General features: G+C 71.5%; 20 protein-coding genes, 1 tRNA gene and 1 pseudogene. 14 read left to right on the forward strand and 8 right to left on the reverse strand.

Features of this window, described 5'->3' with window-relative positions; genetic code table 11:
- The first annotated feature begins 161 nt into the window (after positions 1 to 161).
- Both AC068Z_RS12875 and AC068Z_RS12880 read left to right on the forward strand, forming a co-directional pair.
- On the forward strand, positions 162 to 587 hold the full coding sequence (locus tag AC068Z_RS12875; protein WP_478554647.1) for a DUF485 domain-containing protein: 426 nt from the start codon (positions 162 to 164) through the stop codon (positions 585 to 587).
- Complete coding sequence (locus AC068Z_RS12880; RefSeq protein ID WP_478554648.1) at positions 584 to 2,197, forward strand: sodium/solute symporter; 1,614 nt, start codon at positions 584 to 586, stop codon at positions 2,195 to 2,197. The genes AC068Z_RS12875 and AC068Z_RS12880 overlap by 4 nt, the downstream gene beginning before the upstream one ends.
- A gap of 75 nt (positions 2,198 to 2,272) precedes the next feature.
- On the opposite strand, the gene AC068Z_RS12885 is transcribed toward AC068Z_RS12880, so the two are convergent.
- The 3 genes from AC068Z_RS12885 to AC068Z_RS12895 form a co-directional block, all read right to left on the reverse strand.
- Positions 2,273 to 3,160 (reverse strand): cellulose-binding protein, encoded by an 888-nt coding sequence (locus AC068Z_RS12885; RefSeq protein WP_478554649.1) that lies wholly within the window; start codon positions 3,158 to 3,160, stop codon positions 2,273 to 2,275.
- Positions 3,161 to 3,381: 221 nt separating this feature from the next.
- Complete coding sequence (locus AC068Z_RS12890; protein ID WP_478554650.1) at positions 3,382 to 6,510, reverse strand: SUKH-4 family immunity protein; 3,129 nt, start codon at positions 6,508 to 6,510, stop codon at positions 3,382 to 3,384.
- An 8-nt stretch (positions 6,511 to 6,518) separates the two neighbouring features.
- Positions 6,519 to 7,514, reverse strand: coding sequence for an SMI1/KNR4 family protein (locus tag AC068Z_RS12895; RefSeq protein ID WP_478554651.1), 996 nt, complete (start codon positions 7,512 to 7,514; stop codon positions 6,519 to 6,521).
- Between the two features lie 290 nt (positions 7,515 to 7,804).
- On the opposite strand from AC068Z_RS12895, the gene AC068Z_RS12900 reads away from it, so the two are divergent.
- Both AC068Z_RS12900 and AC068Z_RS12905 read left to right on the forward strand, forming a co-directional pair.
- Positions 7,805 to 8,356, forward strand: a complete 552-nt coding sequence (locus AC068Z_RS12900) for a YwqJ-related putative deaminase (RefSeq protein ID WP_478554652.1) — start codon at positions 7,805 to 7,807, stop codon at positions 8,354 to 8,356.
- A 91-nt stretch (positions 8,357 to 8,447) separates the two neighbouring features.
- Positions 8,448 to 8,942 (forward strand): SUKH-3 domain-containing protein, encoded by a 495-nt coding sequence (locus tag AC068Z_RS12905; protein ID WP_451722235.1) that lies wholly within the window; start codon positions 8,448 to 8,450, stop codon positions 8,940 to 8,942.
- 28 nt (positions 8,943 to 8,970) lie between these two features.
- On the opposite strand, the gene AC068Z_RS12910 is transcribed toward AC068Z_RS12905, so the two are convergent.
- The gene (locus AC068Z_RS12910) at positions 8,971 to 10,275 is read right to left on the reverse strand and encodes a sensor histidine kinase (protein ID WP_478554653.1); all 1,305 of its coding nucleotides are present in this window, start codon (positions 10,273 to 10,275) and stop codon (positions 8,971 to 8,973) included.
- Positions 10,276 to 10,442: 167 nt separating this feature from the next.
- Between AC068Z_RS12910 and AC068Z_RS12915 the strand changes: the two genes are divergently transcribed.
- The 7 genes from AC068Z_RS12915 (at position 10,443) to AC068Z_RS12945 (ending at position 16,152) form a co-directional block, all read left to right on the forward strand.
- Positions 10,443 to 11,303 (forward strand): helix-turn-helix domain-containing protein, encoded by an 861-nt coding sequence (locus AC068Z_RS12915; RefSeq protein WP_478554654.1) that lies wholly within the window; start codon positions 10,443 to 10,445, stop codon positions 11,301 to 11,303.
- 14 nt (positions 11,304 to 11,317) lie between these two features.
- A tRNA-Gln gene (locus AC068Z_RS12920) sits at positions 11,318 to 11,393 on the forward strand.
- Positions 11,394 to 11,519: 126 nt separating this feature from the next.
- Positions 11,520 to 12,968, forward strand: coding sequence for a bifunctional UDP-N-acetylglucosamine diphosphorylase/glucosamine-1-phosphate N-acetyltransferase GlmU (glmU, locus tag AC068Z_RS12925; protein ID WP_478554655.1), 1,449 nt, complete (start codon positions 11,520 to 11,522; stop codon positions 12,966 to 12,968).
- 132 nt (positions 12,969 to 13,100) lie between these two features.
- The gene (locus AC068Z_RS12930; RefSeq protein ID WP_478554656.1) at positions 13,101 to 14,081 is read left to right on the forward strand and encodes a ribose-phosphate diphosphokinase; all 981 of its coding nucleotides are present in this window, start codon (positions 13,101 to 13,103) and stop codon (positions 14,079 to 14,081) included.
- Between the two features lie 202 nt (positions 14,082 to 14,283).
- Entirely contained in the window at positions 14,284 to 14,880 is a 597-nt protein-coding gene (locus AC068Z_RS12935) for a 50S ribosomal protein L25/general stress protein Ctc (protein WP_478554657.1), read from the forward strand.
- Positions 14,881 to 14,976: 96 nt separating this feature from the next.
- Positions 14,977 to 15,579 carry an aminoacyl-tRNA hydrolase gene (pth, locus tag AC068Z_RS12940; RefSeq protein WP_451722244.1) on the forward strand — a complete coding sequence of 201 codons (603 nt, stop codon included), beginning with the start codon at positions 14,977 to 14,979 and terminating at the stop codon, positions 15,577 to 15,579.
- Between the two features lie 84 nt (positions 15,580 to 15,663).
- Complete coding sequence (locus AC068Z_RS12945; protein ID WP_478554658.1) at positions 15,664 to 16,152, forward strand: hypothetical protein; 489 nt, start codon at positions 15,664 to 15,666, stop codon at positions 16,150 to 16,152.
- 181 nt (positions 16,153 to 16,333) lie between these two features.
- Here the strand turns inward: AC068Z_RS12945 and ppc are convergent, their stop codons facing one another.
- Complete coding sequence (gene ppc, locus AC068Z_RS12950; RefSeq protein ID WP_478554659.1) at positions 16,334 to 19,075, reverse strand: phosphoenolpyruvate carboxylase; 2,742 nt, start codon at positions 19,073 to 19,075, stop codon at positions 16,334 to 16,336.
- Positions 19,076 to 19,384: 309 nt separating this feature from the next.
- Here ppc and AC068Z_RS12955 point away from each other — a divergent pair, with 309 nt between their 5' ends.
- Positions 19,385 to 20,395 carry an acyl-CoA desaturase gene (locus AC068Z_RS12955; protein ID WP_478554660.1) on the forward strand — a complete coding sequence of 337 codons (1,011 nt, stop codon included), beginning with the start codon at positions 19,385 to 19,387 and terminating at the stop codon, positions 20,393 to 20,395.
- Entirely contained in the window at positions 20,392 to 21,069 is a 678-nt protein-coding gene (locus tag AC068Z_RS12960) for a TetR family transcriptional regulator (RefSeq protein WP_478554661.1), read from the forward strand. Before AC068Z_RS12955 ends, AC068Z_RS12960 begins: the two co-directional genes overlap by 4 nt.
- A 126-nt stretch (positions 21,070 to 21,195) precedes the next feature.
- Here the strand turns inward: AC068Z_RS12960 and AC068Z_RS12965 are convergent.
- Together AC068Z_RS12965 and AC068Z_RS12970 are read right to left on the reverse strand one after the other, a co-directional pair.
- Positions 21,196 to 21,330 (reverse strand): annotated as a pseudogene (locus tag AC068Z_RS12965) (glyoxalase); the annotation flags it as partial.
- Positions 21,330 to 22,112 carry a trans-aconitate 2-methyltransferase gene (locus AC068Z_RS12970; RefSeq protein ID WP_478554662.1) on the reverse strand — a complete coding sequence of 261 codons (783 nt, stop codon included), beginning with the start codon at positions 22,110 to 22,112 and terminating at the stop codon, positions 21,330 to 21,332. The gene AC068Z_RS12970 and the pseudogene AC068Z_RS12965, both read right to left, overlap by 1 nt.
- 88 nt (positions 22,113 to 22,200) lie before the next feature.
- Here AC068Z_RS12970 and tamR point away from each other — a divergent pair, with 88 nt between their 5' ends.
- A complete protein-coding gene (gene tamR, locus AC068Z_RS12975) occupies positions 22,201 to 22,698 on the forward strand; it encodes a MarR family transcriptional regulator TamR (protein ID WP_478554663.1) in 498 nt (165 codons plus the stop codon).
- 19 nt (positions 22,699 to 22,717) lie between these two features.
- Here tamR and AC068Z_RS12980 read toward each other — a convergent pair whose 3' ends face one another.
- Positions 22,718 to 23,485: a LuxR C-terminal-related transcriptional regulator gene (locus tag AC068Z_RS12980; protein ID WP_478554664.1), complete on the reverse strand. Its 768-nt coding sequence runs from the start codon at positions 23,483 to 23,485 to the stop codon at positions 22,718 to 22,720.
- Positions 23,486 to 23,683: the final 198 nt, after the last annotated feature.

Genomic DNA, 23,683 nt, shown 5'->3' on the forward strand with positions numbered 1-23,683 from the left:
GTCAGAGCGGGCGGACCGAAAGCAAGCGCATACCGACCACTCAGTTCGTCGAAACCCTCGCGCAGTTGGCTACCAACAAGTAACGTGCGTCACCCGCTCAACCGCCCCCCACCTCCCTGCGGTCCGTCACCGGACCCGAGCCGCCATGCAAGGAGCACGGGATGTCGCACCATCCGTCCCCCCACCATCCGTCCGCCCACGATCCGTTCACCTATCCCTGGCAGCCACCCGCGCCCGCCGAACCGCCCCCGCACCGCGCTCCGCGCCATCCCCCGCTCGGGCACCACAGCGATCTGCGGATCCTGCGCAGCGCCTACCGCTGGCAGCGGCGCACCGCCACGCTCACCGCGCTCGGCTACTTCGTGCTGTTCCTCGTCCTGTCGGCCACCGCGCCGTCCTTCATGACGAGCACGGTCACCGACGGCCTGCCCACCGGGCTGCTCCTCGCCCTGGTCCAGCTCCCCGTCACCTGGCTGGCGATCGCCCTGTACGAGCACACCGCGCGCCGTTACGTCGACCCACTCGCGGACCGCATCCGCCGGCAGGCCGAGGTCGACGCCCGGCGCGAGGAAGCGGCGGGCCGATGACCTCCCAGTTCAGCGGCGACACCCAGACCATGTCCCTGGTGGCGTTCTCCGCCGTCGTCACGATCACCCTGCTGCTGTGCGTGATGACCGGCCCCGACCGGGACGACCTGGACGAGTTCTACACCGGCTACGGGTCGCTGTCCCCCATGCGCAACGGCCTGGCCATAGGCGGCGACTACATATCCGCCGCGACCGTGCTCGGCACGACCGGCGTCATCGCCCTGTACGGCTACGACGGCGTCGTCCTCGCCCTCAGCACCGCCCTGTCACTGATGCTGCTGATGTTCCTGCTGGCCGAACCCCTGCGCAACGCGGGCCGGTTCACCATGGGCGACGCACTCGCCCGGCGCATGCCCGGCCGCGGCGTCAGGATCGCGGCCTGCGCGGTGACGATCGCCGCGCTGCTGCCGCTGATGCTCGTCCAGCTGGCCGGCACCGGACAGCTGATGGCCTTCCTGCTCGGCTTCTCCGGCGAGTCCCTGAAGACGGGCTGCATCATCGGGCTCGGCGCGCTGATGATCAGCTACGCGGCCATCGGCGGCATGAAGGGCACCGCGCTCATCCAGATCCTGAAGATGGTCATGCTGCTCGGCTCGGGCGCCGTCGTCGCCGCACTGGTGCTCAGCCGGTTCGACTGGAACCCGGGCGCCCTGTTCGACGCGGCCGCCGAACGCAGCGGGGTGGGCTCCGCCTTCCTCAACTCCGGGCTCCAGTTCTCCGGCGGCCCCCACGGCGGCCTGGACATGGTCAGCTCGCAGCTCGCCGTCGTCCTCGGCGGTGCCGTCCTGCCGCACGTCACCATGCGCACGTACACCGCCGCCAGCGCCCGCCAGGTGCGCCGCTCCATGTCCTGGGCGGTCTCCACGGTGGTGCTGTTCGTCCTGGTCATCACCGTCGTCGGCTTCGGCGCGACCGCGCTGATCGGGCGGGCGGTGATCGCCGAGGCCGACCCGCAGGGCAACACCGCCTATCTGCTCGGCTCGCAGGCCGCGTTCGGCACCGAGGTCTCCACGGCGGAGACCTTCCTGTTCACGACGGTCACCACGGCGATCTTCCTCACCGTGCTCGCCTCGGTCGCCGGGATGATCCTCGCCTGCGCCAACTCCCTCGCCCACGACGTGTTCGCCACGCGACTGCGAGAACTGTCGGGCCGCCGCGAGATGATGCTGGCGCGGCTGTGCGCGCTGGCGGTGGGAGCGCCGACGATCCTGCTGGCCACGATGGTCCAGCACCGCAGCCTGCAGCCCCTGGTGACGCTGTCGGTGTGCATCGGCGCCTCGGCCATCGCGCCCGCCCTCGTCTACAGCCTCTTCTGGCGCCGCTACACCCGAACCGGCCTGCTCAGCACGCTGATCGGCGGCACTCTGGTGGTGCTGCTGCTGATGCCGGGCACCAACCTGGTCTCCGGGTCGCCCTTCTCCGCCTTCCCCGAGGCGGACTTCAACTGGTTCCCGTTCACCACGACCGGGCTGGTCTCCATCCCGGCCGGGTTCCTGTTCGGCTGGCTCGGAACCGTCGCGTCGGGCCGCCGGAAGGCGGAGGAGCAGCGCCGGCAGTACGAGGCCGTGGAGGGGTGGATCCTGGCGGGGGCGGTACGGCGACGGGGGTGAGGAACCTCGAAGGGGCGCGCCCGGACTCGGGCGCACCCCTTCGGTCGGCCGGTCCGTCCGCTCGGACCGTTCGGCCTACTCCGCCGCCGCCCGTCCCGTCAGGGTGATGAGGCTGTTGCGCACGTGGTCCATATGGGCGCGTACGTCGTCCCAGCGCTCCCCGTGCTCGCGCAGCACGCGCTCGGTCTCGCGCGCGATCCGCTCCTCGTGCACGCGCGCCCCGGCGATCACCTCCGCGGCTCGCGCCCGCGCCTCCTCCTGGCGCCGCCGCGCGGCCACCTCGGCGTCGGCGAGTGCCTGCTTGGCGTCGGAGAGCGCTGCCTCCGCGCGGGCGACCTGTTCGGCGTGCCGGGCTTCGGCGGCGATCGCGCGCGCCTCGGCCTCGCGCTCGAACCCCTCCCATCGCTCGGCGTGCTCCTTGGCCTGCTCGGCGAGCATGCCCGTGGTGCGCTGGCGCATCTCGCGCAGGGCGGCGAGCGCTTCGCCGCGGCTCTCCTTGACCTCGCGGCGGGCCGCGATGCGGGTCTCGTCCGCCTCGGCGCGCGCCGCGAGGAGGCGCTGGCGGGCGCGTTCCTCCGCCTCGGCGCGTACCTCGTCGGCGTGCGCCCGTGCCGCGCCCTGCACGCCGTCCGCGTACGCCCGCGCCGCCTCCGCGAGGCACCGCGCCTCCTGGCGGGCACCCTCACGCAGGGCGGCCGCCTCCTCGACGCCGAGCTCGAAGATGCGCCGCGCGCGCTCCCCGAGCGCGTCGTACGACTGCGGCGCGAGCCCCGCCACGGTCTCGCGCAGCCGTACCGCCTCCGCCTCCATCTCCTTGGCGAGCACGGTCAGCCGGGCGGCGCGCTCCCAGGCGGCGTCCCGGTCCTGGGAGAGCGCTGCGGCGTACGCGTCGACCTGTTCGGGACGGTAGCCACGCCCTCGTACGGCCGTGAAGCCGTAGGGCGGGACCGGTGTGCCGCTCATGCGGGAACCCCTCTCCATCAGACGGACGCACAATCATGATTTTGCGGACATCTTGATGGATCGGAAAGAAAGGTTCATAACGCGACACTCCGGGCGAAGGTCACGGGCACCACCCTTCGGCGGTACCCGACGCGGCCATGTCCGCGCACGAAGAAGCCGGGCCCGGTCACCCGACCGAACCCGGCTCCACGCGCGCGTGCCCGCCGCTCAGCGGCGGTGCGTCACAGCAGTCCGTCCCACATCTGCTCCAGCAGGACCGACCACCAGCTCTCCGGCGAACCGAGCGCCGCCGGGTCGAGGGAGGCCAGCTGCGCCTGGAAGTCGACGGTCCAGCGGCCCGCCTGCTCCTGGTTCAGCCCGAACCTGAGCCGCCACATCCGGCCCAGCAGCGCCAGGCAGCGCTGGAACTCGGGCAGCCCGGTGTTCACGAACTGCGGCGGCACCGGAGCACCGCCCGGACCGGCCTCCACCGGTACGGCGACGATGTTCGCCGTCCCGTACTGCACACAGATCGCCCGGCCGAAGTCGCTGCCCATCACCAGGTACGAGCCCGCGTCCGGGGCCGGCTGCACCCCGCGCTCGGCCGCCAGCTCCGCCAGCGTCGGCACCGGCCGCCCCGGCTGCGCCTGCGCCCAGAAGAAGGGGCCCATGTCCATCGGCAGCCCCGCCGCGACCAGCGAGTGCGCCACGACCGGCGGGACGCCCTGCCGGGACACCGCGGCCTGCTCGAACCGGAAGATCCCCGGCCCGAACGCCCCCGCCAGCTCCTGCGCGATCCCCTCCGGCGGAAGCGGCGGCGCGGGCTGCACCGGCGGCAGCGGCGCCCGCACCGGCGCGGGCCGCGCGGGCCCGTCCGCCACCTGGTGCAGCTCACCCTGGTGCGCCAGCAGTTGGCTCATGCCCTGCTGCCGGCTCGCGTGGTCCGTGCCGTACGGCGCGATGCTCGCGAGCCGCGCCTGCGGCCACTGCTCCCGGATCATCCGTGCGCAGTAGGCGCCCGGCAGCTCGCACGACTCCAGCTCGGTGTGCAGCTCCAGGACCTGGTCCGGCGGCACGTTCATGGCGCGCAGCTCGTGGAAGATCTGCCACTCCGGGTGCGGCGTGCCCGGCGCGGAACGCCGGATCAGCTGCTGCTCGGAACCGTCCTGCGCGCGGTAGCGCAGCACGGCCTGGTAGCCCGGGCCCACGGTCGGCTGACCGGTGGGCTGCTGCGGATAGCCGTACGCCGGCGGCTGCTGACCGGGCATCGGCTGCCCGGGCATCGGCATCGCGCCGGGCGGCATCGGCGGCTGGGGAGCGCCCGGCGCCATACCGGGGGCACCCGGAACACCGGGGGCGCCCGGGGCGTGCGGCGCACCCGGGGCGTGCGGCGGCGGAGGCGCGCCGGGGCCGCCCACCGGGGGCGCGGACAGCACGGTCTCCGCGTGGTGCACGGCTCCGCGCCCCCCACCGGGAGCGCCGACCGCGCCGGGGGCACCCGGAACGCCCGGGGCGCCAGGGTGCTGCGGCGCGCCGGGGGCGCCAGGTGCACCGGGGGCGCCCGGAGCGTGTGGTGCGCCGGGCGGGTTCGGCATACCCGGGGCGCTCGGTACGCCCTGTGCGCCGGGCACGCCGGGCATTCCAGGGGCGCCCGGAGGCTGCGGCGCGCCTCCCAGTTGGCTCGGGTCCGCCAGCATCGTCGCGGCATGGTGGACACCGCCCGGAGGCGTTCCGCCAGGCGCACCCGGCGCACCGGGCGGCTGGGGGGCGCCCGGCGGAGTCGGTGCGCCGGGGGGCTGCGGCGCGCCCGGACCGGCAGGTCCCTCGGGCCCGTCGGGGCCGAGCGCGGATACGAGCTGCGTGGGCACGTATCCGCCCGCCGGAGTCCCCGGCGCACCCGGACCGGACGGCGCGGGCGGCGGCGTCGCACCACCCGGTCGCGCGCCCGGCGCTCCCGGGGCGCCCGGCGGAGGCGGCGGATTCGACCCGCCCCGACGCGGCGGAGGCGCCGCCTTGCTCGTCGCGGCGTCGGCGATGTCCCCGGCGTTCGGCGCGAGCGGCCGACCCGGCGCACCGTCGGCGGCACCCGGGCCGCCCGGGTGACCGTAGGAAGGCCCTGCCCCCGGAGGCGGAGGCGTGGCACCCTGCGCAGAGGCGCCCGGAGGGGGCGTGCCCGGCACACCCGCACCACCGGCGCCGCCCTGCGGGTACCCGTAAGCCGACGCACCCGGCGCGGGCGTACCGCCGACCACCCCGTGCGGCGCACCAGGAACCCCGGGCGCCGGAGTGGCCGTACCACCAGGCGCACCCGGCGCCCCGTGAACCCCCGGCACCGGCGTACCGGTCGACGCGCCCGGCGCACCCGGAACCCCGGGCGCCGGCGCACCAGCGGACGCACCCGGCCCACCCGGCGCGTTCGGATCGCCGAGCGCCGGAGCGACCGTCGTGCGCGGAAGCTGGCTGCCCCCCGACATCAGCGCCGTCTTCGCGTCCGGCGCGGCAGGCGGCGGCGTGCTGTCGTCGACCTCGCTCAACGGCGGCGCGAACACGGTCGCGGGCAACGGGACGGAACGGTCGTCACCGGCGTCCCCGTTGGTGTCCGTACCGGCCCAGGGCGTCGCCCCCGCCGGCGCCCCCGGCGCACCCGAGACACCGGACGCCCCCACAGAAGCCCCCGCGCCCCCCTGCGCTCCGGCACCATCGTGACCACTACCACCGTCACCACTACCCCCGGCGTCCGGCCAAGCCGTACTCCCTCCGGCGGCAACAGGCGCCCCCGGCACGGGAGTCGGCGCCCCCCGACCGGCCGCACCACCAGCACCGGCACCGGCACCGGCACCGGCAGCAGAAACCCCCGAACCCGGCACCCCGGCCTGCGTCTCCGGAAGAGCCCCGGCCGAAGAGCCCACCGAGCCCGAAGCCGCCGCAGAGCCCGCGGAACCCACCGAGCCCGAAGCCGCCGCACCCCCCGAGGTGTCCCCACCCCGGCGCCCGGGAATCCCCAGCTGATCCGCCGCCTCCTGCAACCACTCCGGCGGCGTCAGCAAGAACGACGTCTGGTTCAGATCCACCCGCGCCGGAGCCGCCGGCGCCGGCTCCGGCGCCGCGTCGGGCAGGCCGTACTCCTCCTCGTACCGGCGGATCACCTCGCCCACCGGCAGCGACGGCCACAGCGTCGCCTCGCCGCTGTCCCGGGCGATGACCAGCCGCTGCCCGCCACCGTCCGAACGCGGCCCGTCCAACCGGTCCTCGGCCCAGACCACGAAACCGAGCTCGAACTCCCGCACCCGCACCTCACGATGCTGGTACGACGGCACATCGCCGTTGACCCACTCCTCCGCGCGCTCCTGCGCCTGAGCGAACGTCACCATCGCGAAACTCACTCCCCCGACACGGAATCGGACACCGGCACGGCATGCGCGAAGCCGCCGTCGACCATCAGGTTCGCCACCGTCTCCAACTCCGGCGGAGAACCCGCCAGACGGGACAGGAACACGTCGAAGTCCTCGCCGCAGGGCAGCAACAGCCGCTCCACACGCTCCGCGGGAGCCCACGCCGGATCGACGTCCCGCGCGTCGTCGTACGCGCAGAACCACACCGAACCGATCCGCTCGCCCTTCACCTTCACGGCCAGCAGACCGCCCTGGACGAAACCGACGCCCAGATAGTCCTTGGTCAGATGGTCACGCAGGCACTTGTTGACGTAGACCAGGTCATTGACCGCCGCCTCGTCCCGCACCGTGAAGAACGGCTGGTCGATCAGCAGCCCCAACTCCGCGTCCAGCGCCGTCCCCACCGGCGCGCAACCACCCGCCGCCTTCAGGAACGACCGGTACGCCCCCGGCAACCGGTACCCGAGCTCCTCCTCGACCCCCAGCACCTGCGACTCGCTCACCGCCACACCCGACTTCGGCAGACCCACATGCGCCGGACGCGTCTCCTGCAACGGCCGCGTGCCCCGCTTGTTCTGGTCCACCGCCGACGTGGCGATCCCGCCGTGATGCCGCAACAACGCCTTCACCTCGACCGGAACCAGCTCCAGCCGCCGCGATCCCACCACGTGGTGCCAGGTCCAGCCGTGCGGCGTCGCCACCGACGGCACCGTGTCCCACAACTCGTGCCCGGTGGCCGCCAGCGCCGCGTTCGCCGACACATAGTCCGTCAGACGCAGTTCGTCGACACCGAACCCCTCCGGCGGCTCCGCGATCTCCGCGGCCGCCCGCGCGTACGGCGAGAACTCGGGATAGCCGTGCTCGTCGACCCGCACCCCCCTGGGGTGACGGGCGGCCCGGACCGGGTCCGGGAAATGCACGACCTGCCCGGCATAGGCCGCGTTCGGCGGCGCGGCTTGCTGCCCGAGCCGACCTGTCGTCATGGCGGTTGCCCCCTGCGGCGTTCTGGTACGGCACGCAATGACCCTCCTCGGCCCTTACGTCCCGTATCGACTTCTCTCCACGCGTCAACCGCATGGATCGCGGTGCCGACAGCCTATGCGGTACGACGACACCGGTCACCGGGCGGCGGTCAGGGCCCTTCCGCTTCCGTGACCAGCCGTCACCCTGCCGTGACAGGACGCCCAAACCCGGGCGTGTCGCACCGCCCCAGCTTCCGCACGAGCCACGCCGTTTGGCACTCTGTGTCGTCCGGGGGGATGCTCGGGAGGGGATGACGATCATGAACGTGACGCAGACGGGACCACACGGCGGCCCGAAATCCGGCCCGCCCGGAGCCGGCATGTCCGGCGACCCCCGCGTCGGCTGGAGCGCCACCGAGGCCCCGCCCGCCCCCACCCTGCGCCACCGCCGTGACGGCATACTCCCCACCGTCGCGGCCGCCCTCTCGGTCCGCGGCGCCACCCTCACCGGCACCGCAGCCCGCGGCGACCAGCCGCCCGCGCTGCACCCGCTCGTCCAGGACTTCCTGGACACGCTCACCAGCGCCCAGCGCGACCGCTTCACCGGCCGCTGCGCCGAGACGATCCTCATCTCCCGGCACCTCACCAACGCCGAGGCAGCCCGCAGCAAACGTGCCGCCCGCAAACCCATGACCAACGGCGAAGCCCGCAAGGCCCTCAAGCAGGCCAAGCTCACCGCCCGCCGCATCCGCGAGGACGGCGACCCGCTGCACGGCAGCTTCGCCACCCCCTGCCGCGCCTGCACCGCCCTCAGCGCGCACTTCGGCGTCCGGGTCGTCGACCCCGCCACCGCCGACGACTGACACCGGGCCGGCGGGCCGACGGCACACCACCCACCACCATCCAAGACCTACGGCGACCGCGCCCCCCAGACACCCGCACGAACGAGGGCAGATGCACCCGGACCGCACCTCCACCACCCGCTTCCCCGTGCCCGTCGACGCCGCCCTGCGCACCGCCGGCTGGCAGCCCGGACGCTGGGACATCAAGCAGGCCGAGATCTGGGCCGACACCCTGCGCGAGCACACCTCCCCCGCCGGCCACCGGCACACCGTCTTCCCCGCCGCCGTGGAAGCCTGGGCCGAGTTCGGCGGACTCCACATCACACCCCCCGGACCGGGCCGCCAGGTCGCCCCCGCCGCCGTCCACCTCGACCCGCTGCACGGCCTCCACATGGCCCGCACCCTCGGCGACCTCGGCCGCGCCCTCGACACCGAGGTCTGCCCCCTCGGCACCGAGACCGACAGCCACGCCCTGCTCGCCATCGACACCGACGGCCGCGTCTACACCCTCGACCACACCGGCGACTGGTACCTCGGCCACGACATCGACACGGCCCTCACCACCCTCGTCGCGGGCACGGCACCCGTACGCCTCACAGCGCCATGACCACAGCGCCGCAGAGGGACGCGCACGCTCACGCCGCCGGAATCACCGCCGACACCCGGAACCCCCCGGCATCCGTCGGCCCCGACACGAACACCCCGCCCAGCGCGGAGACCCGCTCCTTCATCCCCACCAGGCCATTGCCACCCGACGGCAACCGCGCCGAGGACGCCGACGCCACCTCCGGCGGCGGCTCGTTCTCCACCTGCATCGCGATCTCCGACACCCGATGAGCCAGCCGTACGTGCGTCTTGGCGCCCGCCGCGTGCTTGTGCACGTTCGTCAGCGCCTCCTGCACCACGCGATACGCCGTCTGCTCCACCTCGGGCGCATAACCGCGCACGTCACCCTCGACCGACAGATCCACCACCATGCCCGCCGCCGCGGACTGCCCGATCAACTCGTCCAGTTCCGAAAGACACGGACCCTCGCCGTCCTCCGCCGCCCGCGAGGCCGCCACCGCGGCCGCGACACCCACCGCCGCCAGCGGTACGGCGGGACGCCGCTCGGCCCGACCGTCCCCGGACCGCAGCACCCCGAGCATCTGCCGCAACTCGGTCAACGCCTGCCGTCCCATGTCACCGACCAGCGCGGCGTTCTTGACGGCCTTCTCCGGATCCTTGCGCGCCACCGCCTGCAGAGCCGCCGCGTGCACGACCATCAGACTCACCCGGTGCGCGACCACGTCATGCATCTCCCGCGCGATCCGCGTCCGCTCCTCGCCCCGCGCCCACTCGGCCCGCTCCTCCGCCCGCTCCGCGAGCAGCTGCAGCTCCCGCTCCAGACTGTCCGCCCGCTCCCTGAGCGACTCCATCAGCCGCCGCCGGGCCCCCACGTACAGCCCCAGCAGCAGCGGAGGCGCGGTCATCCCCAGCGAGATGGTGATCGCGCCGAACGGCACGAACCAGTCCCCGAACTGCAGATCACCCTGATCCACGCCCTGGCGCAGCCATACGAACGTCACGATCAGCATCCCGACCGTCGCCATGCCGGCCAGCGCCCCGATGATCCGCCGGGGCAGCTCCGAGGCGGCCAGCGTGTACAGGCCGACGACGATCATCAAAAAGCCCATCTGGGCCGGCATCACGGCGATCGACACGAGCACGACGGCGATGGGCCACCGCCGCCGCACCACCAGCACCGAACCGGCCAGCACCCCGAACAGCACACCCACGGCACGCGGGATCCCCGCGTCCGCCGCGAAGCCGAACCCTTTCGCCCCGCACTCCAGCGCGGAGACGACCGCCAGGCCTATGTCCAACGCCGCACTACGCCACCTCGCCCACCACCACGGCCCTGCCTGGGCCCCGGCGTGGTCTTCCCCCGTCGTGGTCATGCCTCCAGCCTACGGGCGGGGGGCGCGGCTTTTCCGTCGAGTTTCCGGGACTGGCCTACACCACCCCGTGTGACGGACCGGTTGCGAATCCACCCGAAATCCCTCGAACTGCTGAATCGCTCACTGTTCGACCCCGGAAGACCGGATTCCGCCCGGACGGTATGCCCATGGCACATCCACAGGGCAAATACGCCGACTTCGAGGGACTGCGGGAGCGGGCGGTGGCACTGCGGCGGGCGGGCTACAGCCTTCGGCAGATCCGCGACGAGCTGAAGATCTTCAACAACGACGTCCTCAACCAACTGGTGAAGGGGGAGCCACCACCGGCATGGACGAAACGACCGAACGCGAAGGACGACCTACGGGCCAAGGCCCGGGAGCTACGACTACAGGGCTGGACCTACGACCAGATCGAAGCGGAGCTGGGCTGCTCACGGAGTTCGGTCTCACTGTGGGTACGGGACCTGCCGAAGCCGGAGCCGCGGTACACCCCCGAGGAGCAACGAGCCCTCATGCAGGCCGGGCTGGCCCGTCTGCGAGACGCTCAGGCCGAGGAACGCCAGAAGATCAAGCTTGCGGCCTGCCAGGAAATCGGCGAATTGACCAACCGAGAGCTCCTCGTCCTGGGGATCGCGCTGTATTGGGCGGAAGGGGCGAAGAGCAAGCCGTACGACCGCCGGGAGCGCGCTGTCTTCGTCAACAGCGACCCTGGCGTCATCCAGACCTACCTCGCGTGGCTTGACCTGCTTGAGGTGAACCGGGAACGCCTGGGTTTCCGCGTGCTCATCCACGAGTCTGCGGATGTCGACGCCGCACACCGCTTCTGGGCGGAGATCGCCGGCATCGAGGCTTCGGTCTTCGCCAGGCCGACACTGAAGAAGCACAACCCGAAGACCGTACGGAAGAACACAGGCGACGACTATCACGGCTGCCTGGTCATCACCGTGGCCAGAAGCGCTGAACTTTACAACCGCATCGAGGGCTGGTGGAGCGGGATCGTTGCCCAAGCGCAAGCGCGTCTCCGGTAAGGTCTGAGGCGCTGTCCCCCGTGGTGTAACTGGCAGCACACTGGTTTTTGGTACCAGCAGGACAAGGTTCGAATCCTTGCGGGGGAGCCACAGCACACAGACCTTGGGTTCGGGCCCTGACAGCCAAGTCAGGGCCCGCTCTCATAACCCCCACGAAACGCCCCGGTATCCTGCGGATGTCCCCCCACCCCATCCCAAAAGCCGAAGGGCAACCCCGTGAGCGCCATTCGCCCGGCAGCCGTAGTCGTTCTCGCAGCGGGTGAGGGCACCCGTATGAAGTCGGCCACACCCAAGGTCCTGCACGAGATCTGCGGCCGCAGCCTCGTCGGTCATGTGCTCGCCGCCGCGCGAGAGTTGCGGCCCGAGCATCTCGTCGTGGTCGTCGGGCACGCCCGGGAGAAGGTCACCGCCCACCTGAACGCGATCGACCCCGACACCCGCACCGCCGTGCAGGCGCAGCAGAACGGCACCGGGCACGCCGTACGGATGGGCCTCGAGGAGCTCGGCGGTGGCGTCGACGGGACCGTGGTCGTCGTCTGCGGTGACACGCCCCTCCTCACCGGTGAGACGCTGCGCGACCTCACCGAGACCCACTCCGCCGACGGCAACGCCGTGACGGTGCTGACGGCCGAGGTGCCGGACGCGACCGGGTACGGGCGGATCGTGCGGGACGGCGTCTCCGGTGCCGTGACGGCGATCGTGGAGCACAAGGACGCGAGCGAGTCGCAGCGGGCGATCCGGGAGATCAACTCCGGGGTGTTCGCCTTCGACGGGGCGCTGTTGGCCGACGCCCTCAAGCGGGTCCGGACCGACAACAGCCAGGGCGAGGAGTACCTGACGGACGTGCTCGGGATCCTGCGGGAGGCGGGGCATCGGGTCGGGGCCTCGGTGGCGGGTGATCACCGGGAGATCGCCGGGATCAACAACCGCGTGCAGCTCGCCGAGGCGCGGCGGATTCTCAACGACCGGCTGCTGACGGAGGCGATGCTGGCGGGTGTCACTGTCGTGGACCCCGCCACCACCTGGGTGGATGTCACGGTCACGTTCGAGCAGGACGCCGTCGTGCTTCCGGGGACGCAGCTTCTGGGGGCGACGCATCTCGGTGAGGGCGCCGAGGTCGGGCCGAACAGCCGGCTGAGGGACACGGTGGTCGGTGCGGGGGCGCGCGTGGACAACACGGTTGCGGACGGTGCCCAGGTCGGTGCTGAGGCGACGGTCGGTCCGTTCGCCTATCTGCGGCCGGGGACGCGGCTGGGGGCGAAGGGCAAGATCGGGACGTACGTCGAGACGAAGAACGCCTCGATCGGCGAGGGGACGAAGATTCCGCATCTGTCGTACGTCGGTGACGCGACCATCGGTGAGTACACGAACATCGGTGCCGCGAGTGTCTTCGTGAACTATGACGGACAGGACAAACACCACACGACCGTCGGGTCGCACTGCCGGACGGGTTCGGACAACATGTTTGTGGCTCCTGTCACGATCGGGGACGGCGCGTACACCGCCGCCGGCTCCGTGATCACGAAGGACGTGCCGCCCGGTTCGCTGGCCGTGGCCCGCGGCCAGCAGCGGAATATCGAGGGCTGGGTGGCCCGTAAGCGTCCGGGGAGCGCCGCGGCGAAGGCGGCCGAGGTGGCGTCCCGGGAGCCGGAAGGCGAAAGCTGACTGGAAACAGGTGCGTCTGGGACGGCGTACCGTGATAAGTGCACATCCGCACCCACCAGTGAGCCGATCGGTCATGCCCAGTGGCCGGGTCGGTTCGGTGGCCAGCTGAGACACCTCTGAGGAGACAGTGCTGTGACCGGGATCAAGACGACCGGCGAGAAGAAGATGATGTTCTTCTCCGGCCGCGCCCACCCCGAGCTTGCCGAGGAGGTCGCCCAGCAGCTGGGTGTCGGGGTCGTCCCGACGAAGGCCTTCGACTTCGCCAATGGCGAGATCTATGTGCGGTATCAGGAGTCGGCCCGCGGTGCGGACTGCTTCGTGATCCAGAGCCACACGGCTCCGATCAACCAGTGGATCATGGAGCAGTTGATCATGATCGACGCCCTGAAGCGCGCGTCGGCCCGCTCCATCACGGTCATCGTGCCGTTCTACGGTTACGCGCGTCAGGACAAGAAGCACCGCGGGCGTGAACCGATCTCGGCGCGTCTGATCGCGGACCTGATGAAGACGGCCGGTGCCGACCGCATCCTCACGGTGGATCTGCACACGGACCAGATCCAGGGCTTCTTCGACGGTCCGGTGGACCACCTGTTCGCGCTGCCGCTGCTGGCGGACTACGTGGGCAAGAAGGTCGACCGCGAGAAGCTGACCGTGGTGTCGCCGGACGCGGGCCGGGTGCGGGTCGCCGACCGCTGGTGCGACCGGCTCGGTGCGCCGCTGGCGATCGTGCACAAGCGGCGTGACAAGGACGTGGCGAACCAGGTGACCGTCCACGAGGTCGTGGGTGAGGTCAAGGGCCGCGTGTGTGTGCTGGTGGACGACATGATCGACACCGGTGGCACGATCTGCGCCGCGGCGGACGCGCTGTTCGCGCACGGTGCGGAGGACGTCATCGTGACGGCCACGCACGGTGTGCTGTCGGGTCCGGCGGCGGACCGGCTGAAGAACTCGCGGGTGAGCGAGTTCGTGTTCACGAACACGCTGCCGACGCCGGGTGAGCTGGCGGACGACCTGGACAAGATCACGGTGCTGTCGATCGCGCCGACGATCGCGAGCGCGGTGCGTGAGGTGTTCGAGGACGGTTCGGTGACGAGCCTGTTCGACGAGCAGTAGGCGAGCCCGGTCGAGGGGCGGCGGGAGCCGCTCGAAGATCCTTTTGGTGCGGCCTCCCCTGCCGAGTAAACTGCTGAAGTTGCTCGGCGAGGGAGGCCGTACTTCTTTGGTACGGCGATCCGTTATCGACGCGCTCTTCGTAGCAGGCCGTTCGTGGCCGGGTGACCTTGTCCGTTTCTCACCCATACGAGGAGTGATCAATATGTCCGAGGTGAAGATCTCCGCCGAGACGCGCACCGAGTTCGGCAAGGGTGCCGCGCGCCGCATCCGTCGTGACAGCAAGGTTCCCGGTGTGCTCTACGGCCACGGCTCGGACCCGCTGCACCTGACCCTTCCGGGCCACGACCTGCTGCTCGCGCTGCGTACGCCGAACGTCCTGATCGCCCTGGACATCGACGGCAAGACCAACGAGCTGGCGATCCCGAAGGCCGTGCAGCGTGACCCGCTGAAGGGCTTCCTGGAGCACGTCGACCTGCTGCTGGTCAAGCGCGGCGAGAAGGTCACGGTCGAGGTTCCGGTCGTCGCCGAGGGCGAGCTGGCCGCGGGTGGCAACCTGCTCGAGCACGTGCTGAACGCGCTGCCGGTCGAGGCCGAGGCCACGCACATCCCCGAGTCCGTCACGGTGTCCGTCGAGGGCCTGGAGGCCGGTGCCTCCGTCCTCGCCAAGGACATCGAGCTGCCGAAGGGCACCACGCTGGCCGTCGAGGAGGACGCGGTGGTTCTCCAGGTCCTGGCCGCGCAGGCCGAGGAGGCCCCGGAGGGCGAGGAGACCCAGGCCGAAGAGGTCGCCGAGGCCTGAGCCTGAGCTGTCGGGGCGAGCGCCCCGGCGGTGGCCGTTTTCGACCCAGCCGCCGCTTCCTGTCCGGAAGCGGCGGCTGTGGCATATCAAGGAGACATGGACGTGACTTCCGATCCGAGTGCCCCCTGGCTCGTCGCCGGGCTCGGTAATCCCGGACCCGAGTACGCGATGAACCGGCACAACGTCGGGTTCATGGTGGTGGATCTGCTGGCCGAGCGGATCGGGGGGAGGTTCAAGCGGGCCGGCAAGGCGCAGGCGCAGGTCGTGGAGGGGCGGATCGGGCCGCCCGGGCCGTTGAACCGGCGGGTGATCCTCGTGAAGCCGATGTCGTTCATGAACCTGTCCGGTGGGCCGGTGAACGCGCTGCGGGACTTCTACAAGGTGCCGCTCGGCAACATCGTGGCCGTGCACGACGAGCTGGACATCGACTACGGCACGCTGCGGCTGAAGCTGGGCGGCGGGGACAACGGGCACAACGGTCTGAAGTCGATGACGAAGGCGATGGGCCAGGACTATCACCGGGTGCGGTTCGGGATCGGCCGGCCGCCCGGGCGGATGCCGGTGGCCGACTTCGTGCTGCGGGACTTCTCCGGCGCCGAGCGCAAGGAGCTGGACTACTTCGTGGACCGGGCGGCGGACGCGGTGGAGTGCCTGGTCATCGAGGGGTTGGAGCGGGCGCAGGGGACGTACAACTCGTAGCGCCGGGCCTTCGGTGCGGTGCGTGCTGTCCTGGAAGCAGGCCCGCATTGACTTTGCGCGAGGCAATGGCCAAAGATCTCCGCCATGCCTACTGCCGTCATGTCCACCCAGGGCGCCGTGACCGCACTGCGGTTCGGCCGCGTCGCGGCGATGGGTACGGTCGCGGCGCTGATCCTGATCGCCGGTGTCTGGGCGTCCTGGGGAACCGCCCAGCACGTGATGCTGACCAAGGGGCGCGAGAGCGGCACCGTCGAGGTGACCCGCTGCGCCGGGGACACCTGCACCGGCCCCTACACACCCCTCTCCCAGGGGTCGCAGCCCCGCGACCGCGTCACCATCGAGCACACGGCGGCGGTCCGCGAGGGCCGGACGTACACGGTCGTCATCAAGCCGGGCGGCGACGACGTGGTCCGCTCCGGACCCGCCGGGATTCTCTACGCCTGGGTGCCTCTGGGCGGCGCGCTGCTGCTGGCCTCGGTCGTGGTGGCGGGCGGACTCCGGCGCACGCGCCCCGCGTGGGCGCTGGCGGGCACCGGGTTCGCGCTGCTCACGGCCGCGTTCCTGACGATGTGACCGGGACGCTGTGAAGAAAAGATGGACTGCCCCTGCGTACGGAGGGCGGCTTCCTGCTGTACCGCCGCCGCAAGGCCTGGCCACGGCGATGACACGCGGATGCCCCCAAGCCGCAGTGAGGCTCGGGGGCATCTGCGTAGGAGAAACCGCCGTAGGAAGAACCGCGTAAGGCGGGAGCCCGTCAGCCCGTGTTCCGCAGGCCCGCCGCCACGCCGTTCACCGTCAGCAGCAGCGCACGGGACAGCAGCGGATCCGGCTGCCCGCCCGCGGCGGCCGCGTCGCGCTGGCGCTTGAGCAGGGCGACCTGGAGGTAGGAGATCGGGTCCAGGTAGGCGTCCCGGATGGAGAAGGTCTGCTTCAGCACCGGCGTGGCGTCCAGCAGCTCCGCCTCGCCCGTCACCTTCAGGACCTCGCGCACGGTCAGCTCGTGCTCGGCCTTGATGGTGTCGAACACGTGCTTGAGCTCGTCCGGGACGAGGGTGTCGACGTAGTGCTGGGCGATCCGCAGGTCCGTCTTGGCGAGCGTCATCTCGACGTTGGAGATGAAGTTGCGGAAGAAGTGCCACTGCTCGTGCATCTCGTCGAGCACGGTGTCCAGACCCGCCTCGCGCAGCGCCTTGAGACCGGAGCCGACGCCGAACCAGCCGGGGACGATCTGCCGCGACTGGGTCCAGCCGAACACCCACGGGATGGCGCGCAGGCCGTCGAGGGAGACACCCGAGCCGGGACGGCGGGAGGGCCGCGAGCCCAGGTGCAGGTCGGCGAGCTGGTCCACCGGGGTCGAGGCGAGGAAGTACGTCGGCAGGTCCGGGTCCTCGACCAGTCTGCGGTAGGCGGCGTGGGCGGCGTCCGAGACCACGTCCATCGCCGCGTCCCAGCGGGCCAGGGCCTCGTCGGACTGGCGCGGGGCGGTGTGCAGGGCGGAGGCCTGGAGCGTGGCCGCGACCGTCAGCTCCAGGTTCTCCCGGGCCAGCGACGGCACCAGGTACTTGTCGGAGATGACCTCGCCCTGCTCGGTCACCTTGATCTCGCCCTCCAGGGTGCCCCAGGGCTGGGCGAGGATCGCGTCGTGCGAGGGGCCGCCACCGCGGCCGACGGTGCCGCCGCGGCCGTGGAAGAGCCGCAGCCGCACGCCGTAGCGGTGCGCCACGTCGCGCAGCCGTCGCTGCGCCCGGTGGATCTCCCACTGGGAGGTGGTGATGCCGCCGAACTTGGAGGAGTCGGAGTAGCCGAGCATGACCTCCTGGACATCGCCCCGCAGCGCCACCAGGCGCCGGTAGGACGGGTCCGAGAGCATGTCCTCCAGGATCGTGTCGGCGGCCTTCAGCTCGTCCGTCGTCTCCAGCAGCGGCACGATGCCGATCTTCGCCCAGCCCGCGTGCAGGTCGATCAGACCCGCCTCGCGCGCCAGCACGGCGGCGGCGAACACGTCGTCGGCGCCCTGGCACATCGAGATGATGTACGACTCGATCACCTCGGGCCCGAACACCTCCAGAGCCCGCTTGACGGTCTGGAAGACCCCGAGGGTCTTCTCACCGGCCGCGTCCACCGGGGCCGGCGAAGGAGCCAGCGGCCGCCGGGAGCGCAGCTCCTTGGCGAGCAGCTTGCCCCGGTAGTCGCGGGGCATGTCGGCGTACCGCCACGACTCCTCGCCGAGCCGGTCGAAGAGCTGGCCGAGGGCGTGGTGGTGGGCGTCGGCGTGCTCGCGGACGTCCATGGTGGCGAGCTGGAGGCCGAAGGCGGCCAGTGTGCGGATGGTGCGGTTCATCCGGCCGTCGGCGAACAGCCCGCCCCGGTGCTCCCTGAGGGAGGTCTGGATCAGGGTGAGGTCGGCCAGCAGCTCGGAGGTGCCGAGGTAGTCGCGGCCGTCCTCGTGCGGGATGCCCTTGGCCAGCCGCGTCTTGGTGTTCTCCAGCTTCTGCCGGATGCAGGTGGCCTTGAGCCGGTAGGGCTCCTCGGCGTTGAGGCGCTTGTAGCGGGGGCTGATCTCGGGCAGCCGCTCCAGGTCCGCCTTCAGCGAGTCGAGCAGTTCCTCGGTCGCCCCCGTGTAGCGGATGGAGTTCGACAGGAAGCCGCGCAGCTCGTCGATCATCTCCAGGGCGTCGTTGATGCCGTGCTCGTGCTGGAGGATCAGCACGTCCCAGGTGACCTGCGGGGTGACGTTCGGGTTGCCGTCGCGGTCGCCGCCGATCCAGGTGCCGAAGGTGAGCGGACGGGTGTCGTCGGGCAGCTTGACGCCGACCCGCTCCAGCTCGGCGGTGAGGTCCTCCAGGACGTCACCGACGGCGCCCGCGTGCAGCTCGTCCAGGTAGTAGATGGCGTTGCGGGCCTCGTCGGCGGGCTCGGGGCGGACGACGCGCAGTTCGTCGGTCTGCCAGACGAGGTCGATGTTCTCCGCCAGACGGGTGTCGTAGCGCCGGCGGTCGGACTCGATGACCGGGGTCTCCAGAAGCGCGGCGATGCGCCGGAGCTTGTTCAGCACCGACCGGCGCGCGGCCTCGGTGGGGTGGGCGGTGAACACCGGGCGGACGTTGAGGTTCTTCACCGTCGCGCGCAGGTGCTCGGGGTCGGCGTCCTTCAGCCGGTCGGCCGTACGGGAGAGCAGACCCCCCTCGGCGGCGCGCTTGGCGCGCAGCTCGCGGCCTCGGTGCACCTGTTCGGTGACGTTGGCGAGGTGGAAGTAGGTGGAGAAGGCGCGGACCAGCTTGGCCGCGGTGTCGAGTTCGGTGCCGCGCAGCAGCTCGGCGGCGGCCTCACCGTCCTCGCGGGTGAGTCGACGCACCCTCTCGACCAGCTCGAGGAGCTCCGGCCCCTCCTGGCGGACGAGGGTCTCGCCGAGAAGGTCGCCCAGGCGCCTGATGTCGGCGCGCAGCTCACTGCTGGTCGACGTGGTGCTCGTGGTCAGGTCGTCGGCACTGCTCACAGGTGCGGCTCCTTGCAGTGTTGAAGCTCGTCCGGGAGGGAACCCGAAGGCACGTCTCGCGCGGCGGCTGCCGCATACGGGCCGGACATCCGGGAAGTATTCAGAGCGGACCGCGCTGTCCGACCGACACAAGGATAGGTGTCCGTGCGGACGCGCAGACTCACGGGCTCTTGCCGCCGGGCGACGCGCTGCCATACTTACGTCGCCGTAGGTTACGGAACCGTAGGGACCGTTGTAACGGAACCAGGGAACGGTTCCCCAAGCCACCCGGCACTCGTCTCACCACCCACGACCCCACAGGGGACGCCCATGACCACGAGCTCCGATGTGATCGAAGACGCCCCGCGGGCGAACGACGACACCACGACCCCCTCCGCCACGCTGGGCGGCGAGAAGAAGGGGACGCTCGAACAGTTCGCGCTGCTGCTCTTCATCGTCGTCCCGTTCGTGGCGCTCGCCGCCGCGGTGCCGCTGGCCTGGGGCTGGGGAGTGAGCTGGCTCGACCTCGGCCTGCTGGTCTTCTTCTACTTCTTCGCCTGCCACGGCGTCACGATCGGCTACCACCGCTACTTCACCCACGGCTCCTTCAAGGCGAAGCGCCCGCTGCGGATCGCGCTGGCGATCGCGGGCTCCATGGCGGTCGAGGGTCCGCTGGTCCGCTGGGTCGCCGACCACCGCAAGCACCACAAGTTCTCGGACGCGGAAGGCGACCCGCACTCCCCGTGGCGTTACGGGGAGAGCGTGCCGGCGCTGATGAAGGGCCTGTGGTGGGCGCACATCGGCTGGATGTTCGACGAGGAGCGCACCCCGCAGGACAAGTACGCGCCGGATCTGATCAAGGACAACGCGATCCGGACGATCTCCCGGCAGTTCATCTACTGGACGATGCTGTCGCTGGCGCTGCCCGCGCTGATCGGCGGTCTGGTGACGATGTCCTGGTGGGGCGCCATCACCGGCTTCTTCTGGGGCTCCCTGGTCCGGGTGGCCCTGCTGCACCACGTCACCTGGTCGATCAACTCCATCTGCCACGCCGTCGGCAAGCGCCCGTTCAAGTCGCGGGACATGTCGGGCAACGTGTGGTGGCTGGCGGTCCTGTCCTGCGGCGAGTCCTGGCACAACCTGCACCACGCCGACCCGACCTCGGCGCGGCACGGTGTGGAGCGCGGCCAGATCGACTCCTCGGCGCGCATCATTCGCTGGTGCGAGCAGCTCGGCTGGGCGTACGACGTGCGCTGGCCGTCACGCTCGCGTATCGATTCCCGCCGGAACACCGGGGAAGACGGCTCCCGGCGGGGGGCGAAGGCCGCGAAGGCGGCATGATTGACGCCGTGGCGACCGACTCCAGCAGTACCCCGAGCAACGAGAAGCCGCGGCGCGCGCGTCGCACCCGGATGACCGGTGCGGAGCGCCGCCAGCAGTTGCTGGAGATCGGTCGCACCCTCTTCGCCGCGAAGGGCTTCGAGGGCACGTCGGTGGAGGAGATCGCCGCGAAGGCGGGCGTCTCGAAGCCGGTGGTGTACGAGCACTTCGGCGGCAAGGAGGGCCTGTACGCGGTGGTGGTGGACCGCGAGATGCGGCGCCTGCTGGACATGGTGACGAGTTCCCTGACGGCGGGCCACCCCCGCGAGCTGTGCGAACAGGCCGCGTTCGCCCTCCTGGACTACATCGAGGAGAACACGGACGGCTTCCGGATCCTGGTCCGCGACTCCCCCATCCCCCAGTCCACGGGTTCCTTCGCCTCGCTGATCTCGGACATCGCCACCCAGGTGGAGGACATCCTGGGCCGGGAGTTCAAGAGCCGGGGCTTCGACCCCAAGCTGGCCCCGCTCTACGCCCAGGCCCTGGTCGGCATGGTCGCGCTGACCGGTCAGTGGTGGCTGGACGTCCGCAAGCCGAAGAAGGCCGAGGTCGCGGCCCATCTGGTGAACCTGGCCTGGCACGGCCTGGACGGCCTGGAGGCCAAGCCACACCTCATAGGGCGCCGCAAGGCCTGAACGGGCCTGGCGAGGTCCACTCCCGTTCGTCAAACGCCCCAAGGGGCGCGGGGAACTGCGCGACCAGCCACGACGGCGCCGCAGCCGACGGCAAAACCACCGAGCCCTTCCGACGGAGCGCGCTCAGCACCATCCTCTCGCGGCGAGCGTCGGCGGCTTGGGGATCTCGGTCATGCCGAGGACATCGACGTAGTACGTCCGCAGCCGGTCCTCTGAGCCGGGCGGTGCGGCGAGCTGGACGTGGTCGAGCGCGGTGATCATCAGGCCTCCTTGCGGGCCACGGCGAAGACGCGGCGGAAGGGGAACGGGGTGCCGTGCGCTCCGGCCGGGTAGGCGGCGCGCAGAGCCGCGCGGTACTCCTCCACGAACGCCTCCCTGGCCTCCGGGTCGTCCTCCAGCGCGGTCAGCACCGGCCGCAGTCCCGTGCCCTTCACCCAGTCCAGGACCGGATCCTCGCCGGTCAGCAGGTGGATGTATGTCGTCTCCCAGACGTCCGCCGCGCAGCCCAGGCCGGTCAGGCGTTCCAGATAGGCCTGCGGGGTGAGGATGGCGCCGTCGTGCCGGAGAGCGTCGGTGAGGCCGTGCGCCTGGGCGAGCTCGCGCATCAGGCGGTGGCTCGGGGAGTCGAAGTTGCCGGGCACCTGGAAGGCGAGGGTGCCGCCGGGGGCGAGGCCCTCGATCCAGGTCGCGAAGCGGTCCGCGTGGTCCGGGACCCAGTGCAGCGTGGCATTGCTGACGATCAGGTCGTACGGCTCCGCGGGCGCCCAGGTGCGGACGTCGGCGTGGGCGAAGTCGAGGTGGGGACCGGCGTGCGCCTCGGCGCGGGCGAGCATCTCGGGGGAGTTGTCGTAGCCCGTGACGCGTGCCGTGGGCCAGCGGTCCGCGAGGAGCGCGGTGGCGTTGCCGGGGCCGCAGCCCAGGTCGGCGATGCGGGGACGGTCGCCGGGGAGGTCGGGGATCCGGGCGAGGAGGTCGGTGAAGGGGCGGGCGCGGTGGCCGGCGTGACGCAGGTACTGGGCCGGGTCCCAGGTGGGAGTCGTCATGACCGCCACCTTCCCGCAGATTTACCTCCATATCAAGATGCTTGACATCAAGAGACTTCACGTCGACACAACCACTACACTGATCGTCATGGAGGACGAGGTCGATCGGCTGGTCGCGGCGTGGCGTCGGGAGCGCCCGGACCTCGACGTGGAACCACTGGAAGTACTCAGCCGCGTCAGCAGGCTGGCCCGGCACCTGGACCGCGCGCGTCGGCTCGCCTTCGCCGAGCACAGTCTGGAGCCCTGGGAGTTCGACGTGCTCACCGCGCTCCGGCGCGCGGGCACGCCGTATCAGCTCTCCCCGGGGCAGTTGCTGACCCAGACCCTGGTCACCTCCGGCACGATGACCAACCGCATCGACCGGCTGGCGAAGAAGGGCCTGGTGGAGCGGCTCCCCGACCCCAGCGACCGGCGGGGCGTACTCGTCCGCCTCACCGACGAGGGCCGCGACCGAGCCGACCAGGCCCTGGCCGGGCTGCTGGACCAGGAACGCGCGATCCTGGCGGAGCTGTCGCGGGGGCAGCGGGGTGAACTGGCCGGGTTGCTGCGGCAGTTGACGGCGCCGTTCGACAACATCCCGGGTTGAGAAGCGCCCCGAAGAGGCGCTACGCCAACTGCCCGCCCCGCTCCACCACATCCCCGGCCAGATCCACCGGCCCCACCCCCGCCCTGCGCGCCAGCGCCACCGCGGCCAGGGTGCTGTGAACGCCCAGTTTGCCGAGGACGTTCTGCATGTGGGTGCGGACGGTGTGCGGGGAGAGGTAGAGGCGCTCGGCGACCGCCTTGCGGCCCAGGCCCGCCACCATGCAGCGCAGGACCTCCCGCTCGCGCGGGGTGAGCGACTCCACGAGCCGCTCGCTCTCGGTGCGGTGCTTGCGTGCCGCGGTCAGCTCGCGCAGGACGCCCGTGAGCAGGGCCGGCGGCAGATGCGTCTCCTCGCGTAGCACCCCGCGGATGACGGTGAGCAGCCGGGACAGCGAGCAGTCCTTGGCCACCCAGCCCGACGCGCCGGCCTGCAACGCCAGTGCCGCCCGCCGCGGGTCGTCCTTCTCGGCGAGCACCACGATCCGCACCCCGGGCTGCGCCGAACGCACCCCGGCGACCAGGGAGATGCCGTCGACCAGGCCGTCCTCCCCCACTTCCTGCACCGGCACGGCCGGCCGTATGCCCGGCACCCCGCCTCCCAGGTCGGCGTCGACGAGCAGCACGTCGAACCGGCGCCCCTCGGCGGCCGCGCGCTCCAGGCTGCGCAGGGCAGCCGGGCCGCTGCCGGCGGCGGAGACGTCGACGTCGGGCTCGGCCGCCAGGGCGGCGGCGAGCGACTCGGCGAAGATGCGGTGGTCGTCGACGACCAGGACTCGGATGCGAACCACTGAAACCCCCACTGGTCCGGTGAACGACGACCTGCGCGGGTACGACGCCCAGGGGAGGCCGCCGCCGCACGGCCGCCGCCATGCAGGAACTGGTACCCCCACCGCGGGCGTCGTACCCGCTCTGTCTCGCCCCCTGATCAGCACCGGCCCCCACCGGCACTGCTCATCAGAGTACGGGCGGGGGCCCTGAGCGGAAGG

This window comes from Streptomyces sp. NPDC043726, assembly GCF_056436565.1.